Origin of the sequence: Armatimonas sp., from assembly GCF_043757465.1 — a bacterium.
Lineage (GTDB): Bacteria > Armatimonadota > Armatimonadia > Armatimonadales > Armatimonadaceae > Armatimonas.
This window is the reverse complement of sequence record NZ_JAYVPL010000080.1, coordinates 1-22,772: the sequence shown is the minus strand read 5'-3', so window position 1 is coordinate 22,772 and position 22,772 is coordinate 1. Positions and strand designations below refer to the sequence as shown.

Genomic DNA, 22,772 nt, shown 5'->3' with positions numbered 1-22,772 from the left:
TAAGCGCTCTGTTTTTGGCCATTTGCCGGTGGGAATCGTGGCGCACCGTCGCCAAAAGAAGGCTGAAAAGTCCCCCGCAATTAGCGGAAACTAAAGTTTAGAAGCACTTGCCAATTTCCGTATTACTTCCCTAAGAGCCCCGTATTTAGCGGAGGCGCAGGATTGGCTCGACGGACTCGTAGCCCTCGCGCTCTGCCTGCGCTTCCAGGTGCTCCACTTCGGCGGCAAGAAGCTCCATCTCTTCTCGATTGGCGTGGGCGGCGTGGAGCTTGAGGCGTATGAGTGAGAGACACGGAAGAGGAACGAAACCCTGCTGCGTGTGCCAGGCAACACTGGGCTCGTTGGCGGGATGGTAGGTGGTGAGCAGCTCTGTGGCCCCTTCGGCGAGGAGGTGAGGAACCACGTGGCGCAGGAGAGAGGTGGCCACGCCCTGGCGCTGGTAGCGTGGGCGCACGGCGAGGGTATCGAGAAGGAAGCCGCTGGCGGTTTTCTTGACGAGGAGCAAGGCTGCCACGGTGCGCGGATGCCGCTTGGGGCGCAGAATCAGAGAGACGGGATGGGCACGGGCGATGTCTTTGGTCAGCCAGCGCTGGATCTCACGCTCCAGAATCTCTCCCACATAGTCACAGAGGTCGGGGGTATCGCAAAACGCCGCGCGGTAGAGCTGGGCCAGTGCTTCGGGCGTGGCATCGGTGAGGGGGGCATGCACCAGACCGGCGGGTGGTGTGACACTTGGCTCGGGGAGGTTATGGAGTGGCAAGGCGGCGAACACGGCCAGCTCGCGGGGGCGGATGTGGGCAGTGCCATCCCAGTACTCGTGTTTCCAGGCGTAGTGGCGTGGGAGGGCATGAAACGCCTCCATTGTCATTTTAATTCGTTTCGTTCGCATGCGCTTCAGGGAAGTTTACCGGAAGGATGCTCGCCAATTTGCTCTGTTGTCGGAGGAGTACGGGCACGAGCCAGAGAATCGAGTCGTTCCAGGCGAGTGTACTATCGGCTCTGAGCTGAGCCTCGCTCCCTTGAAAGGGGTAAAAGAGTGCCAGATGAGGGATCGTATCCAGTGCTTCCTGCCGACGCACTAGCTCGGCGTAGACCGTTAGCTGCCGAATGTCATCCGGGCTGAGAAAGCGACCGGCGGGCGCGGTCTCGTCTTTTGCAAACGTCAGGCTCATCTCCATGCCTGCTGTGAGGTGCTTGTACTTGGCATCGCCGATCCAGATGCCCTGCTCCGTCTTCCAGAGAAAGTCAGGCTTTTGTTGGATGCCGCCTGGTTTCGTTTTGAGGAGTGTCCCGATAGGCTCCTGCGTCCGGATCGGAACGCCAAAGCGTGCCTCTAGTGCCGCGGTGACGAATGCCTCAAAGACTCGGTTCATGTTCAGCAGGAAGACAAAGGTGTCACGGTGCCCCGCCAGCAAGTCATGGGAGAGGCCACGCAGAAGGCGCACTGCCAGCGTGAAAGGCCGACGGAAGCGCTCCATACCGCGGCTCCAGGGGGGAAGTAGGTTGGCATGGTGCAGTGCCTCTGCAACAGAGATATCGCTGACCTCGTCGAGAAGCCCTAGGCACTCCGAGAGCACGCGGCGTGCCTCTGCGTGGCGAACACGCCCCTGTAGCGTCTGACAGGCACAACGCAGGATGCGGCAGACGGCTGTGTCCGGCGTGAACTCGTCGAAGGTACAGGCGATGCGGTCCCATCTATCGAAGTTGCGGGTGGCCTGCTCTCCCACCAGTAGACGCCCACGCACGGTCTTGAGATCGTCCTCAAAGCGCTCGTAACTCCGTGGCACGCCCCGCGCCAGCTCGTCTCGCAGGCGCTTTGCCATGAGGAGCGCAAAGAGATCGGGGAAAGATTCTTGCGACTCGTCCAGCCCACCATCGCCCGTGTCTACAAGATCGTCGTAGCCACTCTCCTGTAGCATCCACATCAGGTTCGCCAGGACGCTTTTCTCTTTGCCCTCCGCCAGAGTATCTGTCTCCCCTATTCCCTTGTCGAGCTTGGGGTAGATCTCGATGGCGATGTCATCGGTCTCGATCACCCCAACATACTGCCGGGTGACCAGTGTCTTCCCATCAGTGCCCTCGAAGGAAAGCGGCAGCGCAGGCAGGCGATTGGCCTCCTTCCACGCGACCGAGAGGTCACTAAGCCGCTCGCGCTGGTCGTTGGTGAGGTCGGGCACGCGGACGCGCCCCCACTCAGGAAGTCTGATTGTATCCATAGTTCTTCACAAGCTGCGTGAGCGGAGAAAGCTCTATCCCGGCATCGGTGTACCACTGCCAGCGGTTACGGATGTTCTTATCTTGCTTATCTTGCTCACTGCCTAGAGTCATCACGAACCCGCCGGGCTTGTCCAGCTCTCCCAGAACATAGCGCACGCCATCCCAGTCGTTGAAGAAGTACTCTTGGAGGAGGGGGAGCACTTTCCCCCGAAACGCTGCATCGAAGGCATTTGTGTCGCTCCCGACTTTCATAAAGAACGCGTGCCCGATCCGATGATCCCGGTCTTTGCGGAGCGTGATACGCCGGTTCAGCTCCTCCAGCGCTTTTTGCATCTCGGGCGAAAGCCCGCACACGCTGAAGTCGGGAGTCAGCTCCTCAAACGTGAAGCGCCGCCTAAGCGCGACATCCAGCAGTGCCAGGCTCTTGTCAGCGGTGTTCATGGTGCCAACGAGATAGAGGTTTGAGGGCACCCCAAAAGTCTCACGTGAATAGGGCAGCGTCACGGTTAGCTCATTGTCCTCCCCGATGCGCTTGTCGTCTTCCAGAAGCGTGATAAGCTCGCCCAGAATCTTGCTGATATTGCCCCGGTTGATCTCATCTACGATCAGCACATAGCGCGGCAGAGCGACTTCTTCTAGTGTCAAGGCACTGGCTTCACTGTTTCGCAAATAGGCTCTGGCTTTTTCCTTTGCTGACTTTTCTGGTGGAGAAATATGCTTTGGCGGCGTTTTCGCAATGGAGCGTAGCTCGTCAATGACGGCTCCGATCAAGTTGGTGTGCGTCCCAACTTTCAGAATGTCCATCAGCGCATTGTGACTTGGTTCCTGATCTTCAGGGAGCTGGTGCCAAACCTGCTCAATCTTGCTGCGCGTGGCACTGTAAGGACGCTGAGCGTTTCCCTTGACATTAACTCCCTGCAGATTTCCTAAAGTTGTCAGGCTGAGCTGGTACTCACTATGCCCACGCCCCTTCAGCGTCCAGGCAGGTTCGTTTTCAATTTTCTCGACGAGAGCTTCCCAGAAAACGGCGAAACTCGGGCTAGCATTGGAAGTAGTCAAGGTGGGGTGTAGCATGGTTCCAAGTGCATTGAGTGCCAGCTCTTTGAATACCCCATCCACAATCCTATAGCGTGGGCTCCCCTCGCCGTCCTCTTCATCCATCACAGGGCGGATTCCTTCGATAAAGTCCTCGTAGGCATAGGACTGGTGGAAGGTGACGAACCCTATTCGCCCTTCGCGTTGGAGTTGTCGATAGCGAGCCATGAGTTCTTTTCGGTCATCGGGTGCGGAGTCATCTATGATCATGACTGCTCGGCGGGCGGTTTCATAGGTCTTGCCGGTGCCAGGAGGGCCGTAGAGAATAGTGTTGAGAGGAAAAATAGGAAGAGGCATGTAGGTATCCGATGCGTTTTCTTTGATCTGAGTGGGTAACGGCGTGTTCTGAAAGGCTGCGTAGGAGATCTCGGGCAGGCTCATCTGAAGGCGATCTTGAGCTTCGGCGAGGAGCGTGCGGTACTGCGAGAGCGTGATGGGGTCGGGAACTGTGACACCCGCACGGCGCAGGTAGCCTCGAACGTTCTGATCTAGTGGCAAGAACTCTTCTGGGTTGAGCCAGAAGAAGCCCATCGTCAGCTTCGCAAGCCCAACCTGCCGCACCTCCAGCGCATTGCGCCATGCCGACTCAGTGATCGCCTCCGCCCCTTGGATGGCTTGTTCCGCGATGTCCCAGAGGGCATCAAGATCGGTGGGAGCACGATGTGACTCATACGAGAAAAACCAGGCGCGTTGGTTATTTACCTCTGGCACGCCGCGCAGGTCGGTAGGGACGGGAGACTCCAGCCCCCACTCTGCCTTCAAGTCGGAGAAGATGTCTTTCTTGTTGGCGAAGGTAATGCCACGGCAGAAGTGTGAGAAGAAGGTGAATGGGTCTTGAACTGTTAGAGGGAAGGATGATCCCGATGCGTCACGGTCGTCCAGAGTTGTTACTTTTCGTCCTTGTCCGTGGAGTTTTTGGAGAAGGCCAATCAGTTCCTCTTGCCGATTTCGGTAGGTCAAGACCCGCTCAGCCAGCTCCTCAAAGAAGGGAATCCAAGTGAAGGTGGCGGCAGGTGGTGGATAGATTGGGTCTGGTAGCGATATGCCAAGCTCCTCTTCCAGATAACGCAGGATACCCGGTGAGTGGGAGCGCTGTGCCTTCGGATGGAGAGGTGCGTTTGTACTGGCATTTCCTGCGGTGATTAATCGCTCAATACGTGGACGAAGAATCTCTAGCCAAGGAATAAGCTCTTCTGCTATTTTTTTATCAACAGTGCGTGCATTTACCAAGGTAGTAAAGCTTGCCCGTGTTCCTGGTGGCTCCTCTTCATTTGATTCTGCTATCCAGTAAAGGTGGAGTACCGATTTTTCCAGCCAGAAAGTGTAGTAACGTCGCCCTGTATTCAGAGCAAACTGGTTCGGAAAAAGAGTAATCCCCCATTTGTCTGGGCTCCGGTTGGCAGATTGGATCAGCTCCACCAGCAGCGATAGGACAGGAAGGCGTACTGTTGGATCTGGTAGCAGTTTTTCAATAATTTGGCGTGCGTAGGTCGGGTCGGCGCGGTTTTCAGATGTCACGTGGGATTTTCTTTCTGTGGAATGGGGCAGCCGTATATCGCCACTGGCTTGCCTTCTAGCTCGCCTTGGTAGAGTTCTGTGTGGCAGGTGCGGCGCAGGAGGTTCTTCCATATCTGGGCGTTGCGGAACATCACTTCGTCGGCGCTGAAGTACTCGAAGATGCTACGGGAGGCGACGAGTACCATTTTCTTCTTGGCGCGGGAGAGGGCGACATTGAGGCGGCAGGGATCGAGCAGGAAGCCTGCGGATGCCTGGATGTAGTCGGGGTCGCTCTCGGTGGCGGAGATGACGATCACATCGCGCTCGTCGCCTTGGTAGCGCTCCACGGTATCCACGGCGGAGAGGGTTATCTGGCCATTGTCATCCAGAACGCAGAGCTGGGGGTAGGCGAGCTGGAGGGCGGAGCGCTGTGCCCGGTGGGGAACCACGACGCCGAGCCCCTTCTTGGCTTCCAGGTTGTGCTGATCGGTGAGCGCGGCGAGAATCGGTCCCAGGAGCTGCTCCTCGAAACCATTGCGGCTCTGGCTCTCGGCTTCGTCATGCAGGACGACGATGAGCGGAAAGTCAGGGTGGAGGACAGCAGCAACCAGAGGGTTGTCGTAGGTATGTGGTGTGAGAGTGCTGGTGCGGTGGGAGTGGTAGTGGATCCCGTCGTGGCGGTAGATCTCCTCGCGCAGGAACTCGGCCATGACCTGGTGGAGCCGGAAGCTTTCCGTAAAGCGGATATAGGGAGGATTGAGTGCACTGAGAAAGTCGAAGAGTGAGCGGTAGGTGGGGAATAAGTCGAAGGTGCGCCGTGCCTCGGTGTCCCAGGCATGCTGCACAATCGGGGGCATCTGCCTGGGGTCTCCCACCACGATCACGCGCCCGCCGGGCTTCAGTGAGAGCGAGGCCATGAGTGCCTCAGGCAGCGACATCTGCGAGGCTTCATCCAGCACGAGCAGATCACAGACATGTAGGCCAAAGAGATTGTCCTTTGGCCGTAGCTTCCAGATGCCGCTAGGGGTTCCCGCGACGATCAGATACGGGTCGGCGTCCCATTGGATCGGCTTCTCGGGATCGAGGCGCACGAAGGGGAGATCCAGCAGGCGCGTCTCGAAGTATTGTCTGTAGAGCGTGGGATTGCTTCGGTGCCAAGACTCCAGTTTCTCGACGGCTTCTCGTACGCCATCCCTGAGCACGTCGGTGGCGCTGTGGGTCTTGCAGGAGAGAAAGACGCGCTGCGGGAGCTGGGCGGCCATTGCGCCTTGGATGCGCGCGAGGATGGCGAAGCCACTGGAGTAGGACTTGCCCGTGCCGGGTGGCCCCTGAACCAGCAGAACCGGATCGCCGCCGTGCTCGCCGATGAACTCACGCTTGCCTTGCTCGAAGTCGTGGAAGAGCCCGGCTGCGTGGAAGGCATCTAGTCCCGCGAGGAAGCGCTTCTGTGCTTCGGCGGCGGCATCCGGCCAAGTCGCCGGGCTGGTCAGGTCAGGCTGAGCGAGGCGGCGGTAGAGGGCATGGATGCCGGGGTTGCCTTCTGTTTCGGCAGCGCTCAGGCCATCGGTGAGGGTCTGTGCCCACTGCCCCATGATATTGGATGGGTCAGCATCGAGCGTGTAGACCTCGCCGTCCTCGGGGAGCGTTTTCCGGGAGCCGTAGACATAGATCCCGTCGCTTTGACCTCGGGACTCGACTGCTTCGACCTCAACAAACGCCTCAATCGCGTGTCCGTCGGCATCGCGCACTATCTGGAAGCGCTTTATCGTCACCCACGCGGCGTAGAGAAGCTGCTTGGGTGTGGTGGTGTAGGACTCGTCGCGGCCATAGGTAGACCAGCGCTCGGCGAAGATGCGCCGCTCATTGTCCTTGGCGGAGAGCATCCCCAAAATCGTGTCCAGGTCGGCATCGGTGCCCTCGGTGACGATACGGAGCCGGAACGGGAGCTTGTCATAGCTCCAGCGTGTCTTTTCCATGATGTCTTTGGGACGGCGCGACGCGGTTGGGTTGGCTTCCTTCCACTCTGCGTGGAGCCGCTGACGCTCGCGGCAGTCTCGTAGCTGCACGCCGCTGTCTTCTTGATCGCTATCGCGGTAGGTGACCAGAAGCGATGCTCCCGTGGCGGGGCTGAGGAGCGGGCAGGTCTCGGTCAGGAGCAGGTCGTAGCGGTCGCGAATCTGTTGCCAGGTGGCGTCGGCGCGTACCAGGTGGACGAGGATATTGGTATCTAGCAGATAGAGTGTTGCCATGGCTCAGGAGAGTTTTCGGAGTGCCGAGGCGATCTCGGTGTCGGTTTCTTCGCCGGGCCAGGCTCCCGCAAGGGTCTGGCCGAGTGTCTTACCGTCGGGGAGTGCGTGCTGGGGCGGCTGGAGACTCGCTCGCGCCGCTGCCTGTGCGCTAGCAATCTCCGAGGGAGCGCGGTTGCGGAGCTTGGCGAGTGCGTTTTCGAGAGGATCGTCTTCGAGGAGCGCGAGAGCGACCGGGGTGGCGAGGTCTCCCAGAAGCTGGCGCAGGCTCTCCAGATCGTGCCGTGCGCTTGCCTCGCGCAGGATCGCTTCTTTGTCTTGGGGAATGTCAATGGTAAGTGTCATGGTGGTTCTGCTCCTCTGATTTGAGTATATCGCCGGTGGTTTCTACGCTTCCTCCACCCGCGCAGGCGGACAGACAAAGTTCTTGATCTCCCCGGTCGCCTCCAGCACGACTCGGAACTGCACGCGCCCGCCGCCCAGCGGGGTTTTGCTGAGTAGCTCCGCGTCCTGGCCGTTCACACGCACGCGCCCCACGGGAAGCGCGAGGGTGAGCGGGCTGTCGTCGTCGGTGGCACCCAGGTCAGGTGCGGCTTCTTGCCTCTCCCCGCCGCTCTGCCTCTCCCCGCCGCTGAGACGGCGACCCCCTCCGGCCAGTGAGTCACCTCCCCCCGCTCGTTCCTCGCGACCCCCTCCGGCTTCGCGAAGGGGGTAAGACGTGGCGCTGGCATCGTGACTATTGCCCCCCTTCGCAGCGAGGGACGAGCGAGAGCCGGAGGGGGTCGCGCTCTCAGGCGCGGGGGGAGGTGAGTCCGGCGGCGTCCACCCGTGCGCAGGCGGCGGGTCGAGCGGGGAGACGAACGCGCCGCTGGCCATCTGGTCGTAGATTTCCAAAATCCGGTCGCGGGTGCGGTACGTGCCGTACTTGGCTTCGTCTTTGCGCCGCACGATGGGGAAGGTGCCCATGATGTAGTCGAGGTCGTCGCGGTTGATGCCGTAGAGGTGGAAGTACGCGGCGTCGAGCTCGCACCGGAGCTGGAAGCGGCGCTCGTCGTTCCAGATGAAAGGTTCGCCGTCGTAGCCGCAGTCGCGGGCGAAGGGGGTTATGTCGTAGGCGGTGTAGGTGAGTTCTAGGACGCGGGGGGCGATCCAGGAGGAGAGGGTTTCGCCACTGCCCCACGGCGCGAGTGCGGAATACGTCTCCGGTGGCAGAACGGGAAGCTGTTTGAATACGTGATACTTGAGGTGCGTTCCACCAACCTTCTGACGGGCGGCATAGTCGAGAACGAAGGATGACCAGCAGGCAAGAAGGCAACCCGCGAGCACCGCAGAGACTTCTGGAAACGCGAGAAGAAATGTATCACCCGTTCCCACACGCGGCAGAAGGCTGGCGATCACGGTGCGTTCGTTCGTAGTGTTGGTAATGTCGCGCCAGCCGAGTAGCCATCCGTTTTCCCACTCCCATAGTAGGTTGCCGTCCTTGTCGCGCTTCTCCAGCTTGGCGTCTACTTCGTCGGCGTCTATCCAGTAGCGCGGCGTGATGGCGTAATTTGGATTGGCGAGGTCGAATAGCGTCGTGTCGTGGGTGTCGCCGCTGGCATCGTAAGTCGCCCAGCGGTGGCTGAAGTGGTGAAGCATTTTCGCTTCCATCAACGGCAAGCGATTTTCGTTTGGCGCATCCAAAAATAGCCCCGAATCGTTAGCCATATGAAGCATCGCCATGAACTCAATGCCCCATGAATTGACTTCGGGCGATCCTTCGGCGATGAGAACCGGAGCGCGGTGGTAGATAGCTTTCGTAATTTCGGCGTCGCGGCGGGATCGGAAGATGGAACAAGTTTTTGTGTTCGGGTTGAGAAGCGCAATGTCTTGCGCCGATAGCGTGAACCGGCGGTTGGCATCACGGAGATCGGACGTGTCGTGCGCGAAGAAGACGAACTCCGGGTCATGGGTGACGCCGCCGATTTGCCCCATCGTGAGGGCACAGAACTTGAAGCTGGCATGAACCGTTGGGAATAAGCGGCGGTTCTCGAAGTCATAGAGGCTTGCCAGGCTTTTCTTTGCTATCAAATCTTGGAAGAAAAACTTAGTCGTGTCGTCGGTGGCAATTCCACTCGGCACGATAATTCCCGTTCTCCCCGTCGGAGAAAGCACCTGACGCGAGAGTTCGGCGAAGACGGCGTAGGTGTTTACGTCGCCGCGTCCACACAGCGGGAAGCGGTCGGTGTGGCGGAGAAGTTGACTCTCGCCTTCTGCCTTGCGCCGATCTTCAAGAAACGCCGTGTAGAGCGCGTTGTCGTCGGTTTTGAGACTCTCGATCATCGCCCGGCGCTTGCTCGCATTGGCGGAGTTGGCGATCTCGGGGCGGCGGGTGGCGAACCACTCTTTCTCCTGGAGCTTCACCCGCTCCCACGGCGGGTTGCCCAGCACCACATCGAAGCCCCCTTCACCCTCCGCGCTGAACACATCGGGGAACGCGAGGTGCCAGTGGAAGAACTGGTACTGCGTGGCGAGGCGGCGAATCTCGGTCTTCATCCACGGCTCGACGCTGTGCGGACTCTTGCGAACCTTGGCGAAGTGCTCCTGCGTCAGCGGGTAGTAGGGCGGCGCGGTGTCCGAGCGCTGTTTCTTCCAGACGAAGGCGGCGCACCAGGCGTCGGCGAGCAGGCAATTGTTCTCGTAGGCGGACGATGCCACGAATTTCTCCCAACGCGACGTTTTCTCGGCGATCCCGGCCACACTGCTATCGTCCACGGCGGAGAGCGAGAGGAGCGCGGTCGCCAGCTCACCCTGGCGCTCCCACGCGGGCGCATCGTCGAGCGAGAGCTGGACGGCGTTGTGCTCCCGCGCCATCTTGTTCTTCTTCTTGAACTCCGTGCAGACCGCCTTATCGTCGCCCTCAATCGCCGTGAACGCCGCATCGGGGATGCCACTCGCGAGCAGGGCGGGAGTCGTGCCGAGCAGCGAGTTGCCGCACTGGATATGGTGATCGAGAAACGAGAGCGGCTTGCCCGGCTCCAGCGCCTCCATCCAGAGCGCGACTTTGCACAGCTCCACCGCCATCGGGTTCAAGTCCACGGCGTAGAGGCACCGCCCGATCACGTCCCGGAGCGCCTTGCGGGTCGCCTCCACCGACGGCTCGTCGTCGCCCGTGCGGACCTGCGCCAAGCGCCGTGCCAGCCGGTGCGCGGCGGCGATGAGAAAGTGCCCGCTCCCGGCGGCGGGATCAACGACCTTGAGATTGAGAATCGCCTGCTCGGGGTTGGCTTGCTTGACCGCTGCGTCCACCACGGGCTCCAGCGCCTCGTCGAGCAGCACCTGAATCAGCGAGTCCGGCGTGTAGTAGCTCCCCGTCGTCTTGCGCTCGTTCCCGCTCGCCGAGAGCAGGGAGAACGCCGTGCCATCGGAGCGTAGCTCGGGGTGTAGCTCCAGCAGCGACTCGTAGACACTGCCGAACTCCTCGCTCCCCAGGTTCTTGTAGTCCACCCGCGTCTGCCGCCCGCCCTCCTGGGTCACGGCCAGCTTGCGGATCGCGAGCAGGAAGTCTGGGTTCGCGAGGTCGGCGCTGTCCAGGTCCGGGCAGGTGTGCGGCGCAAAGAGAAACCCACCCAGTGCGGAGAGTCCCAGCGCGGGGCAGCCGTGGGGCGCACCCAGCTTGCTCGTGAGGAGGCGGTACTGCCGGAACAGATCGTAGTGGCGACTGGAGCCGCGCAGACGCTCCGCCAATCGCCGCAGGCGCTGGGTGCCGTAGAACGCAGTGAAGGTCTGCTTGACACTCTCCGGGGCATCGGGGGCAAAGAGCAGGCCACGGTCTTCCGCCACGAAAAGAAAGAGCAGGCGGTAGACCTGGCGCAGGAGCTGGCGGTAGTAGTCCTGTTTTTCTAATGCACCGGAGCGCACTCTCTCGCGGAGCGTCGTGTTCAGTGGGTGGCGAAGATACCCCTGGCCCAGCGCCTCAATCGCCGCCTGCACGCCATCGCGCAGGGTATCGAGCGCCCGCTTGCCCTCCTCGCCCGCCGCCTTCGACCACGTCTCCAGCCAGCACGTCTCCGGTGTCTCGGACTTCAGCCGCGACTGGTGGCACAGCAGCCAGAACAGCAAGAACTCATCGTAGAGCTGCCCGGTGAAGATCGCCTCTAGGTCGAACTCCACCAGCGCCTGCCGCGAGAGGCTCGCGCTATCGCGCAGAAGCCGCCAGCGCAGGCCATTGGTCACGATCCCCCAGAGGTGCTCGTCCGACGCGTTGAGCAGCGACTGCACCGTCCCGTGCGGCGTCTTGCCCTTCGTGCGCTCGTCCAGCCCCACCGTGAAGCCCACCGTGTGGATCGGCACGTGGCCGTAGAGGTGCGACGTCGGAAAGTCCCGCTGGAGATCCAGCACGCCAAAGTCCAGCGCTCGGAGCACGGGGTAGAGCCAGCGGTTGCGCGTCAGGCTCGTTCCCGCATCGCCCGTCGGCAGCTTCTCGCGCTGATTGGAAAAACTCGCCCAGGCACTCTGGAGCGCGTTCCACGCCCGGCTCGCCGCCTCGCGCAGCCGCTCCCCGCTCAGCCCGTAGTCCTCCGGCTTCAGTCCTGCCAGCTTGCCATCGCCTTGCTGAACCCGCGCCAGCAAGCTCGGCGGCAAGATCGCCCCCTCCGTCCGAATCGCCGAGTACCCTAGAGACTCCCGTCGTGCCATGCTAGTGTCCTCCTGCGTGGGGCATGAGTAGGTAGATTCCCAGGATGTCGGGAGCGCCCTGCACCCGGACTTCCCGCGCCGCGTGGGAGCTCTCCAGCGCCTTTCGAACCCGCCGGTGGGAGGCTAGCACCGCCGCCGCTCGCTCTTGTGCCAGCCGCTCCAGCTCGGGCTGGAGCGCCTCTTGCTGCGCCAGCACCATGTCCAAGAAACGCCTGCCCAGCTCCGGGGCGATATTGCCGCTTGGCGGCGCGGCCAGCAGCGCCTCCGCCTCACTGGACGGAAGCCAGACCGGCTTGGTGGGCTGCCCTCGAAACGCGACCGTTGCCGTGTCCTCTGCCAGCATCTCGCTCTTCTGCCCGACAATCTGGAACCGGAAGCGCAGGACGAGCAGCGTCGTCAGCTCCTTTACCGCACTGGTCGCCGTCACCGCGCAGCGCACCGCCACACTCTCATCGCTCTGTGCCAGCGCCGCATCCGTCACAAAGCTCGCCAGCGACTCCACGAAGCTCTGCGTGCGGGTGAGCGCCACCACGCCACGCGGCGCGGAGAGAGCAAAGGTCGCCTTGAACGGTTTCTCGTAGCTCAGGGCATCGCGCAGGGCACGCGGCGTCTCACTGAGATTGACCGTAAAGACCGGCTTGCTCTCCAGTAGCGCCCCGTAGCCGCGCAGAGCCTCGCGCACAAACCGCTCCAAGTCCAGCGGGGAGCCGAGCGCACGGCGCACCTCCTCCAGCTCCGGCGCGACCTCGTCCACTTTAATGGCGTTCTGGGCAAACAGCGTCCGCGACTTCTTCTCCCGATCCGCCGCTCGCTGCCACTCCGTCTCTAAGTCTTTCGCGCCGGGAAGCTCCGCGTCGTCAAAGAGCCCGAGCTGGCTCGTGCTCGAAATCCCCTTCAGCACCAGCGACTCAAAGACCGCCTCCAGCACTTTATCCGAGTCCACGGGCACCGGCACCGAGATTCCGAGCGAGTTGCGGATACGCTTGTGCTTGGTCAGTAGGATATTGAGCACGATCCCATCAATCGGGTTGTCCTCGCCGTAGAACGTCACCACGCGCACCGTCGCCGACTTCTGGTTGAACCGATCCACGCGTCCCTCGCGCTGCTCATGCCGGGTAGGTGTCCAGGCAAGATCGGCATGGAGTACGGCATCGAAGGACTCTTGGAGGTTGATCCCCTCGGAGAGGCAGTCCGTGCAGACCAGCACCCGCTTCTCCTGCTCCGCCAGCGCCGACACGCGCGCCTCACGCTCGTCGTGGGGGAGCTGCCCCGTGACGCACGCGACCTCGGTGCCCTTGAGCTTCTGCCGCAGCTCGTCAGCGACATACTCCGCCGTAGGGATGTACTTGCAGAACACAATCGGGCTAAAGCCATCTGTCTGGAGCTTTCGTACTGTCTCCACCAGCCCCATGAGCTTGCGATCTTTCGTCCCACGTAGCCCCTCCGCCTCGCGTGCAAGTGCCAAGAGCTGCCTCCGGCTCTGCGAGTCACCACTCTCGGCATCCGCACCGGGCGCGACATCGAAGGCATCGCCAGACTCCGTGTCGGAGAGATCGAGCACGCCCCGCCGTCCCAGCTCATCGGCTTCCGTCTCGCTCTGGGCATCCGCGCTATTGGCACGGGCACGAAGAGTCGCCACGGCGGCGGCGGGGCTGGAGCTGATACTGCGCAGGAGCGCCAGCGCCGACCACCAGCGGATGCGCTGCTGAAAGCGCGTGCCCGTGGTATCCGCCACTTGCTCGCGCGCATAGCGCAGCGCCTTGTCGAAGAACGCCCGGTAGTCTGCGTGGAGCGTGTAGGTCAGCTCCGTCTCTAAGCGCTCGGGGAACGGGGTGTCCTCGATAAAGTTGGTGGTGATGTCCTTGCGCCGCCGCTGGACAAAGTGTGCCGCCAGTCGCTCCCGGTGTGGGCGATTGGCATCGCCGCCCAGCTCGTCGGGCAAGCTGGTAAACGACGGGTCAAGCAGCGAGAGCAGGGAGCGAAACGCCTGCTCATTGCCACTGTGCGGGGTCGCCGTCACCAAAACGACATGCCGCGTCTTGCTCTCTGCCAGGCGGCGCAGGAGCTGGAAGCGAAGCTGCCCGGCTCCGGTACTCTGGGTACAGGTATGCGCCTCGTCCACGATCACCAGCTCGGGGCAGGTGCGCAGGAAGTCATCGCGCCGCCGCTCGGACTTGATGTAGTCCGTGGAGACAATCGTGGCAGGGAAGTGCTCAAAGACCGAGAGTCCCGGAGGGCACTGCCGCTCCAGCCGTGCGACTGTACTGGGGAGCACCACCTGCGCCTCGATATTGAACTTCGTCTCCAGCTCCATCTGCCACTGCTCGGAGAGATGGGGGGGACACAGAATGCACAGCCGTTCCGCCTCGCCACGTGCCAGCAGCTCTTTTGCGATCAGCGCCGCCTCGACCGTCTTTCCAATCCCGACATCGTCCCCAATCAGCAGCCGTACGGGGTTCTGGCGGAGCGCCATCAGAAGTGGCACGAGCTGGTAGGGGCGTGGCTCAACTCCCACACTTCCCAGCGCCCGAAACGGTCCCGCCGACGCACGAAACCCCAGACGCACCGCATCCCGCAAAAGCCGCGCCGCCCGCTCATCTCCCAGGCGCTCAGGGCTAGGCAGGGAGAACTGCGCGGGTTCCACCGGTTCCAGCGCGGGCAGGATCGCCGTCGCCTCCAGATCCGTCGCCCCAAGCGGCTTTACGTGTAGCAATGTCTCGCTGGACTCGGGCAGCACCACCCACTCACGACCCCGTGCCCGAACGAGGCTTCCTACCGCATAGCTCATCAAACTGCTCCATACACCGAGGGGAACTCTTTGAGGAGCTTCTCCCAGTCAGCTTTGTGGTGAAACCGCTGGACAAGCCAGCCCTGCGCCATCAGCGTGAAGTCTTGCTCCGCATCGCGAAGTTGCCGCTGGGGGTAGTCGTGCGGTGGGCCGTCTATGTAGACCACCAGCTTCGTCGCACCGTGCACATAGACAAAGTCAGGCACCGTGTGCGCGTCGGGAATCCGGTACTGACCATAGGTTGGCAGGTTCAAGTTCTTCGCCTCTAGGAGCTTCAGCCACTCCCGCTCCAGGTTAGATCCCGCCTTCTCTAAAAGCAGCGCGAGCTGCGCACTGCGACTTTTCAGACCACTGCCCGCCTCCACGGTCGCGTCTTTGAGGGCAACCAGCACTTCCAGAAGCGCCCGCCGATCCACCAGCAAGTGGTCTCGCTGGTTGCCATAGGACATCAGGCAGTCGTAGCAAGCCGTGCTACAGTCCTCGCGTGCCCGCTCACTACGCCGCTTGTCCTCCAGCGTCTCCGGGTCGTAGTGGCAGAGCTCCAGCGCCTTACGCACCACGGTTTGCAGTGCCCGTGGCTCGTCCACCAAGCGGCGAAGAACCCCCGCACCCCCTTCCGCCGATTCATAGAGAAGCACCGCATTGCGCACATCGGAGCTGGGGAGTGGCTCAGTCGCCAGCTCACTGTCTTCGAGCTGGAACACTGCCTGGATCGCGGCTTTGAGTGCCGCCTGGAGGCTGGCAAACTGCGCGATGCTCAGAGCTGCTTTTGGCTCAAAGATCAGCGCATTGCGCCGATCCTCCACAAAGGGCACGACGCGCTGTGCCCGCTGGGCGTGGGTATCGGTGTCCGCCTCCATCAAGGTATTTGCTCCCGTATCCGAGAGCCAGCGTCCGGTGTCCGTATCCAGCTGATAGCCCAGGGCCTGCTTGTTCTTGCGCCGGTTCCAGCCGACGTTAATGCGCCAGATCGTCGCCGCCTGAGCATAGGTCATGGTCGCCAACATGCCGCCATCCGCTCCCTTCACCTCGGCACGAAAGCTCTGAAGCGCTCCGGGGAGCCCCTTGAACTGAACCCCGGTACGCAGCTCGTAGCCCTGCCGCATCCGCTCTTCCTCGTCGCAGGTGATCCTATCGCGCCGTCGGAGGTTAACCGCTTCCATCCGAAACAGATTGACGATCTCCGCCTCTTGCTCCAGCGGCGAGCCACACCGCTCACAGACATTCACCGTGGTGACGATGTCGCCGCTGTGAACATAGCCGCAGGTAGTGCAGAGTTTCACCGAGAGCGTGTTGAGCTTTCCATCCTCACTACGTCCGCTCGCCGAAGTCAGCACCCGATCCACCAGGTAGCGCGATCCCTCATGATAGACCACCGCCCCAGGGCCAAACTCAGAGACTGCGAGAAAGCGGGGGCGAGAGAGAAAATCATCGCTCTTGCCCCGCTGTGCGGGCAGATATGCCGAGAGCGGCAGGCGGGGGAAGTTGTAGCCAGGCAGGAAGCCCTCACTGGCCAAGTACCGGTAGACATAGAAGTCCGAGAGGGTGGCACTGGAGGCATCTCGGAGAAGTGCCATCTGCTGCTCCGCTTCGCGCCGAAGCCGCTGCGCTTGCTCACGCGCCCCGTGCTGCGTGGTGGCATCGCGGATGATTTTATCCTGTGCTCGTGCCTGCTCCAGAGCCGCTCTGTAGAGATTTCGCCAGCGGTCACAGGCACGGTCAAAGCTCAGCGGAATCTGCCCAATGATGTCATCAAGCCAGCGATCCGTGTACCAGGACGTTGTCGAGAGCTCCGCTTGAATGTCGTCGAGCATCCGCCTCGCCCGCTGCCGTGCCTTGTCACGCACCTGGGTACTTTGAAGGCGCTCTGTCAGCTCCTCACGGAGCAAAAGCGTCGGAGTATCTCCCTGCACGTCCAGTACCCGATCCGCCAGTGACGTTTCCAGAAAGAGATCCGCCTCACCTAGCCAGATCGCATGGACATGAGAGCGAACCAAGTCTTCGTTGGCGACATCGAGGCGGGGCGGGGCAACGGCTCCCGCAACCATCTGCTCCTGCCGCCGGAAGTAGTACTGGTCGTGCGGACTTCCCGAGGTGCAGTAGGTATAGACCAGAGCGGGCTGTCCACTTCGTCCCGCGCGACCACTGCGCTGTGCGTAGTTCGCCGGAGTGGGGGGGACATTGCGCAGGTTCACGACGTTGAGATCCGCAATGTCTACTCCTAGCTCCATCGTGGGGGAGCAGAACATCACGGGCAGCTTCCCCGCACGGAAGTCCTGCTCGCGCTCCTCGCGCTGACGAGCAGGGACTTGCGCGGTATGCTCGCGTGCGTAGATTCCCTTGAGCTGAGTGGCACGCTCTCGGTAGAAGCGCTCAAAGAACCGGTTCTGTGTCCGCTTCTCATTCTCCGCAGGCTCACTCGCCCGCCAAACAAACGCATCGGCATTGAGCTGGTACGCCGTCAGTCCTGTCGCGGGCTCTACCTCACGGATCAAGGCAACGCTGAGAAGTACCCGCACCAGATCCTCAAGAAGTGTCTGTGTGCTTTCCAGATTGAGCTTTAATCCCGCGACCCCAAACGTACTCTGACGCCGCAGAAAGACCCCGAGTGCACTGCGCGGAGTCAGGAATAAGTCGTTGAGCTCATCCTTGAGTTTTCCGGAGTGGAGCCAGGCGAAAGTTGCCGTCTCCATCTTTGCTGCCTCGTCGTCGGAGAGTGCCCAGGGGAGCTTCAGAAGCGTGGAGCTGTTGCGCTGGATCTGCTCCTGATAGTCGCTTTTGAGATAGTCCACATGGATCGTCAGCTTCTTTCGCATGCGCTCCAGAAGCTCCAAGCAGATATACTCTCGCGTTGCGGCACTGGCTCCTAAAAGCAGCTCATGGCTCCCTTGCCAGTAGCTCTCGTCCTCACAGACAAACCTCAGATCCGGGTACTCAATCTTCAGGAGTCCCACTTGCTCTAGGTTTGGCGCATTGATCCGCCAGCCACGCCGCAGATCCCGGAAGATACGGTAGCCGAGCACATCACGCAGTGCCTTACGGCGCTGCTCCACTTGGCGAGGAAGTGCACCCGCTTGCTCCGAGTAGTCTTCGGGCTGCAAGGCAAGCTGCTTCTCGACAGCCAGCGCGATAGCATCTTGTGCAATCCCACCGCTGCCTGCATCCCGCGCCGCTGCATAGATCGCTGCACGCAGTAGCCCCACCTCAACAAAATCGTTCAGGTGCCCTGCCTGGAGGGAGGCATCCTGGCGGTTATCGGTGAATGCTAGAAGCTTACGGGCGCTCTCCTCGACCTCTTTGCTCTCCCGCAGAAAAGCCAGCGTACTGAGGCTAAGTGTCGTGGTTGCCGTGCTCCGTCCTTGCAGTCCGAGTACAGACAGCTTGCTGATGTCACTGTCGCGTGGGGTGTACGCTACGCCGCAGTCTGAGTTGACACAGAGGCAAAAAGGGGCGCGCAAAAACCAGGCTTGTACACTGCCCCCAAAGCGTCCGTCCCTCCCCACACTCACGGATTGGGGCTGGTAGGCTTCCCGCGATTTTCGCAGACGTCGCTTCCCACGGTGCTCCTCGTACCAGTCCTCAGGGATGAGATCCTCAGGGTTCGGGAAAGTGCCGTCCTCAGGAATGTAGAGGAAGCCCTTGGTCGTCAGCTCATCCACGGGATTTTCTGAGAGTGCCCGCGGGATCACCCGCTCAACCCCGCTCTCATCCTGCTGGCGGAACACCAGGTAGTAGTGCTGCCCACACGAGCGACAGAACGCCAGCGAGAAGAGTAAGTGCTCCGGGTTGTTCGGGTCGGACTTCTGCCCATCTAGGCTTAGATAACGGTCGTCGCCCTCGTTCAGCGTGGAAAAAACGCCAGTTCCGGGCGAGAGAAACTGGTGCAGACGAAACAGAAAGGGGCGTGCCCCCGTGCGGGGATCAGGCTCAATATTGCCCGCCGCAAGTAAGTGACTCTCAATGCGAAGAGCCGCTTCTTCCTCAGCGATGCCCAGATCCGAGGCGAGAAGGTGCGCTGCTCCTTGCGCTCCGTGTAGTGGTGCCGGGTGTGCGCGAACCAATCGCGTTTCATCGTCGGTGCGTAGGCCAATAGTGGACTCCAGCCAGCTTGTGAGGGGATGAGAGAGAAATGCTCCGCGACGGGTGGGGGCTTCTGTACCAAGACTCTCACCTAGTTCTTGAAGAAATGTCGCCTCTTGAATTTGTCGAGCGGGTGAGAGGCGCTGTAGAGTCTCCCCAATAACATCCTCAGGCTGGACAGTTACGCCAAAGAGACGTGTGGCTACTTCACTGACCGCTTGCCGCCGCTCCGCTGCCTTTCCCTCCGTCGCCATCGTCGCTGAGGTGCCAATGAACTGAATCTTCGGCACGCCGGATCGCTCTCTGAGTCGCCGCACTAAAAGTGCGACATCGGCTCCCTGCCGTCCCCGGTAGGTGTGGAGCTCATCCAGCACCACGAACCGTAAGCCGCCCATGGACTCCACGAGCTGCTTCTCCAGCGGGCGGGAGAGAATCAGCTCCAGCATCATGTAGTTGGTTAGTAGGATGTCGGGTGGACTCGCCGTAATCTGGTCACGCTCCTCTTGGGACTCTTGGCCGGTGTAACGCGCAAAAGTCACGAGCGGCTTTGCTCCTAGATACTTCGTCAGCTCACCCACCTGTGAGTTAGCCAGCGCGTTCATCGGATAGACGACAAGTGCTCGAATGCCCTTGCCCGATCCTTCTTTGAGAATGGCATCCACAATCGGCAGGATGTAGCTAAGGCTTTTTCCTGAGCCGGTTCCCGTTGTCAGGACATAGTTCTTCCCCTGTTGCGCCCGATCTATCGCTTGTTCTTGGTGCCGAAAGAGACGCAGTGGTTGTCCATTCGGTGCGGCTTCCGACTTGCTTCGGCGAAAAATGCCACTACAGCGTGCATCCAGTCTGCCTATCTCTACTAACTCATCAATGAGCTGTCCTGGTTCAAACGACGGATTAAGCTGCACTAGAGGCTCTGGCCAGAGCGCTCCTTGCCCCAGTTCGTTCTCAACATACTCTGAGATTCGAGATTGTTTAATGTTGAGAAAGCTGTGGATGTACTCACTGAAATCGTTAACAAGTTGCTGCCGCAGTAGAAACATAGTGAGCGTACTTTCCCTAATCGAGAGAGCTTATCCTGCCTGGAGACCAAGCAGGACGTATTCGAAAGTGTACCTCATTTCAGCCCATTGCTTGACAGAATAAAAATAACAGTATTTAATGTTACCATTAATCATGGTGTTATCGAAACTTTCGTCAGATTGGACAGGAACCGCGGCCCAGCTCGCCGACGTGCTCACGGATCTCTTGCCGCACTACGCACTGAGTCAGGAACCGACTCCCAGCGAGCGCCTGGTGCGTTTCTATGTCACCTCGGGTGTGCTCCAGCGGCCACAGCGCGAGGGCAGAGAGGCGCTCTTTGGGCAGCGACAGGCGATAGAGTTTCTAGCGGCACGTACGCTTCTGGAGGACGGCTGGCCGCTGGCTAAAGTGGGCGAGTATCTGTCCATGCAGACGGACGAGGCCCTAGTTGCGCTCCTGCCACAGCGGGCAACCAAGAAAACCAAGGCACAGGAGCTCATCGAGCGCTTTCAGCAAGGGGAAACCGTTTCCTCAGCTCCCGTTGCCCTGCCCGTACCTGCCCCTAACCCTGTGGCGCTCAAGCAGCGGCAAGGGGTGCGAGCGGCCCAGCGGGAGCTGGCGACGGAGGGGGTAGTGCGCGAGGTACGGCTACGGCTGACTCTCACGCACTGGTGTGAGGTATCGCTTTCGCAGTCGGCACTGGAGAGTGTCACCGCGGAGCAGGTGGAGAGTGCGGCGGAGCTATTTCGCGCCGCACTGCTGGGCGAGCTCGCCCGGAAAGGACGGTTACGGTTATGACAACGGCAACGATTACATTAACCCCGCAGAAGTCGGGAATCTCTCAGGCAGGGGGCACGCTCGATGTGCTGATCCGGGTGCAGGCTCCCACCGCGCCGCCTCAAAGTGAGATGAAGCAGCGACCCGCTCTGCACCTGGCACTGGTCTTGGATCGCTCGGGCTCGATGGATGGGCAGCCCTTGGCTGAGGCGAAGCGCTGTGCACAGCTCATTGTCGAGCGGCTCACCGAGCGGGATCAGGTGGCGGTGGTCGTCTTCGACAACCGTGTGCAGACTCTCGTGCCCCTCCAGCACACAGGAAACCCTGCACGGCTCCAGAGCACGATTGCGGGCATTGAATCGGGGGGCAATACGGCGCTACACGGGGGCTGGCTCCAGGGCGCGCAAGAGCTGGCGACGCAGTCCGAGCGGGAGGGAACCCTTTCTCGCGTGGTACTGCTCTCCGACGGCCAAGCCAACGAGGGCATTACCGATATTCCCACGATCTGTGCTCAGTGCAAGGAGATGGCGGGAGCGGGGATCAGCACAACCACGATTGGTCTAGGACGTAGCTTTAACGAAGAGCTGATGGTGGGTATGGCCAAGGCGGGGCAAGGGCAGAACTACTTCAGCCAGAGTGCCGAAGACCTCTACAGGGATTTCGCGGAGGAGCTGGATCTGGTGGAGGCGCTCCATAGCCGCCAGCTCTCGGCCACTCTCGTCCCTGGTGCGGGCGTGATCGTTGAGGTGCTCTCCCAAGAAGAGATCCGAGCGGATGGACCGATCCCCCTCTCCGACCTGGCCTACGGCGCGGAGACATGGCTTCTGGTGCGCCTACACCATGGAGCAAAGGCGGAGGGTAGCCACGCCCTGCTCTCGGTGAGCGTCTCAGGCAAGGGCATGGAGGGAACGGGCTTTACGATGGCACTGAGCCTGCTAGAGCTCCCGGCGCTGGAGGCCAGCACCTGGTCTGCGCTGCCCGAAGAGGAGTTGCTCATCAGCCGTCGAGCGGAGTCTTTGAGTGCGCGTCTCCTCCTCTCCTTCCGCCGTCGTCTGGGCCGTGGCGACCGTGCGGGTGCGGAGCGTGCGCTGGCGGAGCTACGGGAGCTGGGTGCGGAGCATGGCTGGATAGCGGACAGCGTGGTGGAGATGGAGCGGCTTTTAGAGCAGGATGTGGCGCTGGCTTCGAAAGAGGCACTGTATAAGTCGCGTAAGATGCAGACACGTCTGGCGGCACCTTCTGAGAGCAGCTACACGGGCACGGAAACCGATATGCTCGATATTCCGACGTTTCTTCGGCGACGGTAGAGTCGCAGCATAGGCTATAATCGGACTAGCGAACCGACAGGAAAAATCAATGAGCAACGTGCCCCCTTTTGACATACGCGCTCCCTTCTTCGACCAAGCGCTCGACGACGATGACATCATCGAGGAGTTCGATGAGAATGCCCCGAGCCGCTATCGGGATGAGATCATCGCACAGTTCGAGCGCTCCGAGGAGGGCGTCGCGCTGGCCGCTTCCGGTCAGGAGCTACACTGGGCCGGTACCTTTGTCGAGTTCATGATACGGTATGTGGCAGCCGGACTGCCCGATCTCGACCCCGATTCCTTCGACAGTGTGATCTTTGAAGAGATTCCCCGCAAAGTCTCGGTCGAGGCGAGCGAGGCAGCGGCGATCATCGTGGAGCTACGAGCCTTCTGGAGCTTCCTGGGGCGGGCCTACCTTCTGGAGAACGCGCCCGGCTTTGTCGCAGCGCTCGACGACGAGGCCGCGATGCGCCTGGAACGGGAGCTAGCCAACCCTGAGAACTACGGACCAGCCAAGTCGATGTTCATGCAGGGACGGGATCGCGGCTTCGACATGAGCTCGGAGGAAGGCATCCAAGCATGGCTCACTCAGTACAACCGCGAACTTGGCTTCGCGCCGCCGGTGAACCTTTCCTCGTCGGGCTCCTCTTCAGGATTAGGTGCCATGCCGCTGAAAAAGCGCTCTGAGAAGGATCGCAACCGCAGCCGTATCGCCCGAGCCAGCCGGAAGCGCAACGGGCGTAAGTAGGGAGGCGACGTTTGGTATCCGGTGGAGTACTGCTACGTTCGCAACTCCACCGTAAGCCCTCGCGCAAACGCCTGAATCCGTCCCAGCTTCCCCTCGGCGCTCTCCTCACTGTCCACCACGCCAAGCAACCAGCTCCCAATCCCCACACGATCCAGCCGAATCGGCCTCACGCTCGGGCTCTCGGCACGTGGCAAAAGCGCCTCCACCTCCGCCCGCCGAATCCGCACCGTCCGATGCCCCAACTTAGTCGAAGGAATCTTTCCATCCCGCACCTGGTCGCGCACTGTATGTTCCGAAAGCCGCAGAATCTCCGCCGCCTC

The 22,772-nt window shown here is 61.1% G+C and carries 12 protein-coding genes; 3 read left to right on the top strand and 9 right to left on the bottom strand.

The window, feature by feature from the left end:
• Positions 1 to 145: 145 nt before the first annotated feature.
• From ACH2ED_RS10890 to ACH2ED_RS10855, 8 genes are read right to left on the bottom strand one after another with little or no spacing between them, the layout of a single operon-like run.
• Positions 146 to 889 (bottom strand): GNAT family N-acetyltransferase, encoded by a 744-nt coding sequence (locus ACH2ED_RS10890; RefSeq protein WP_395090942.1) that lies wholly within the window; start codon positions 887 to 889, stop codon positions 146 to 148.
• A complete protein-coding gene (locus ACH2ED_RS10885; RefSeq protein WP_395090940.1) occupies positions 870 to 2,216 on the bottom strand; it encodes an McrC family protein in 1,347 nt (448 codons plus the stop codon). Before ACH2ED_RS10885 ends, ACH2ED_RS10890 begins: the two co-directional genes overlap by 20 nt.
• Positions 2,194 to 4,830 carry an McrB family protein gene (locus ACH2ED_RS10880; protein ID WP_395090938.1) on the bottom strand — a complete coding sequence of 879 codons (2,637 nt, stop codon included), beginning with the start codon at positions 4,828 to 4,830 and terminating at the stop codon, positions 2,194 to 2,196. Before ACH2ED_RS10880 ends, ACH2ED_RS10885 begins: the two co-directional genes overlap by 23 nt.
• The gene (locus ACH2ED_RS10875) at positions 4,827 to 7,058 is read right to left on the bottom strand and encodes a DEAD/DEAH box helicase (protein ID WP_395090937.1); all 2,232 of its coding nucleotides are present in this window, start codon (positions 7,056 to 7,058) and stop codon (positions 4,827 to 4,829) included. The genes ACH2ED_RS10880 and ACH2ED_RS10875 overlap by 4 nt, the downstream gene beginning before the upstream one ends.
• A gap of 3 nt (positions 7,059 to 7,061) precedes the next feature.
• Complete coding sequence (locus ACH2ED_RS10870) at positions 7,062 to 7,400, bottom strand: hypothetical protein (protein WP_395090935.1); 339 nt, start codon at positions 7,398 to 7,400, stop codon at positions 7,062 to 7,064.
• 42 nt (positions 7,401 to 7,442) lie between these two features.
• A complete protein-coding gene (locus tag ACH2ED_RS10865) occupies positions 7,443 to 11,732 on the bottom strand; it encodes an Eco57I restriction-modification methylase domain-containing protein (protein ID WP_395090934.1) in 4,290 nt (1,429 codons plus the stop codon).
• Position 11,733: 1 nt separating this feature from the next.
• Positions 11,734 to 14,520: a DEAD/DEAH box helicase gene (locus ACH2ED_RS10860; protein WP_395090932.1), complete on the bottom strand. Its 2,787-nt coding sequence runs from the start codon at positions 14,518 to 14,520 to the stop codon at positions 11,734 to 11,736.
• Positions 14,520 to 19,640: a DEAD/DEAH box helicase gene (locus ACH2ED_RS10855; protein ID WP_395090931.1), complete on the bottom strand. Its 5,121-nt coding sequence runs from the start codon at positions 19,638 to 19,640 to the stop codon at positions 14,520 to 14,522. Before ACH2ED_RS10855 ends, ACH2ED_RS10860 begins: the two co-directional genes overlap by 1 nt.
• Before the next feature lie 133 nt (positions 19,641 to 19,773).
• Between ACH2ED_RS10855 and ACH2ED_RS10850 the strand changes: the two genes are divergently transcribed.
• The 3 genes from ACH2ED_RS10850 to ACH2ED_RS10840 are packed head-to-tail and all read left to right on the top strand — an operon-like array spanning position 19,774 to position 22,452.
• Positions 19,774 to 20,418 (top strand): hypothetical protein, encoded by a 645-nt coding sequence (locus ACH2ED_RS10850; protein ID WP_395090930.1) that lies wholly within the window; start codon positions 19,774 to 19,776, stop codon positions 20,416 to 20,418.
• A complete protein-coding gene (locus ACH2ED_RS10845; RefSeq protein ID WP_395090929.1) occupies positions 20,415 to 21,704 on the top strand; it encodes a VWA domain-containing protein in 1,290 nt (429 codons plus the stop codon). Before ACH2ED_RS10850 ends, ACH2ED_RS10845 begins: the two co-directional genes overlap by 4 nt.
• A 49-nt stretch (positions 21,705 to 21,753) precedes the next feature.
• Positions 21,754 to 22,452 (top strand): hypothetical protein, encoded by a 699-nt coding sequence (locus ACH2ED_RS10840; protein ID WP_395090928.1) that lies wholly within the window; start codon positions 21,754 to 21,756, stop codon positions 22,450 to 22,452.
• A 32-nt stretch (positions 22,453 to 22,484) separates the two neighbouring features.
• On the opposite strand, the gene ACH2ED_RS10835 is transcribed toward ACH2ED_RS10840, so the two are convergent.
• Positions 22,485 to 22,772: helix-turn-helix domain-containing protein (locus ACH2ED_RS10835; protein WP_395090927.1), on the bottom strand; the 288-nt coding region annotated here is incomplete at its 5' end.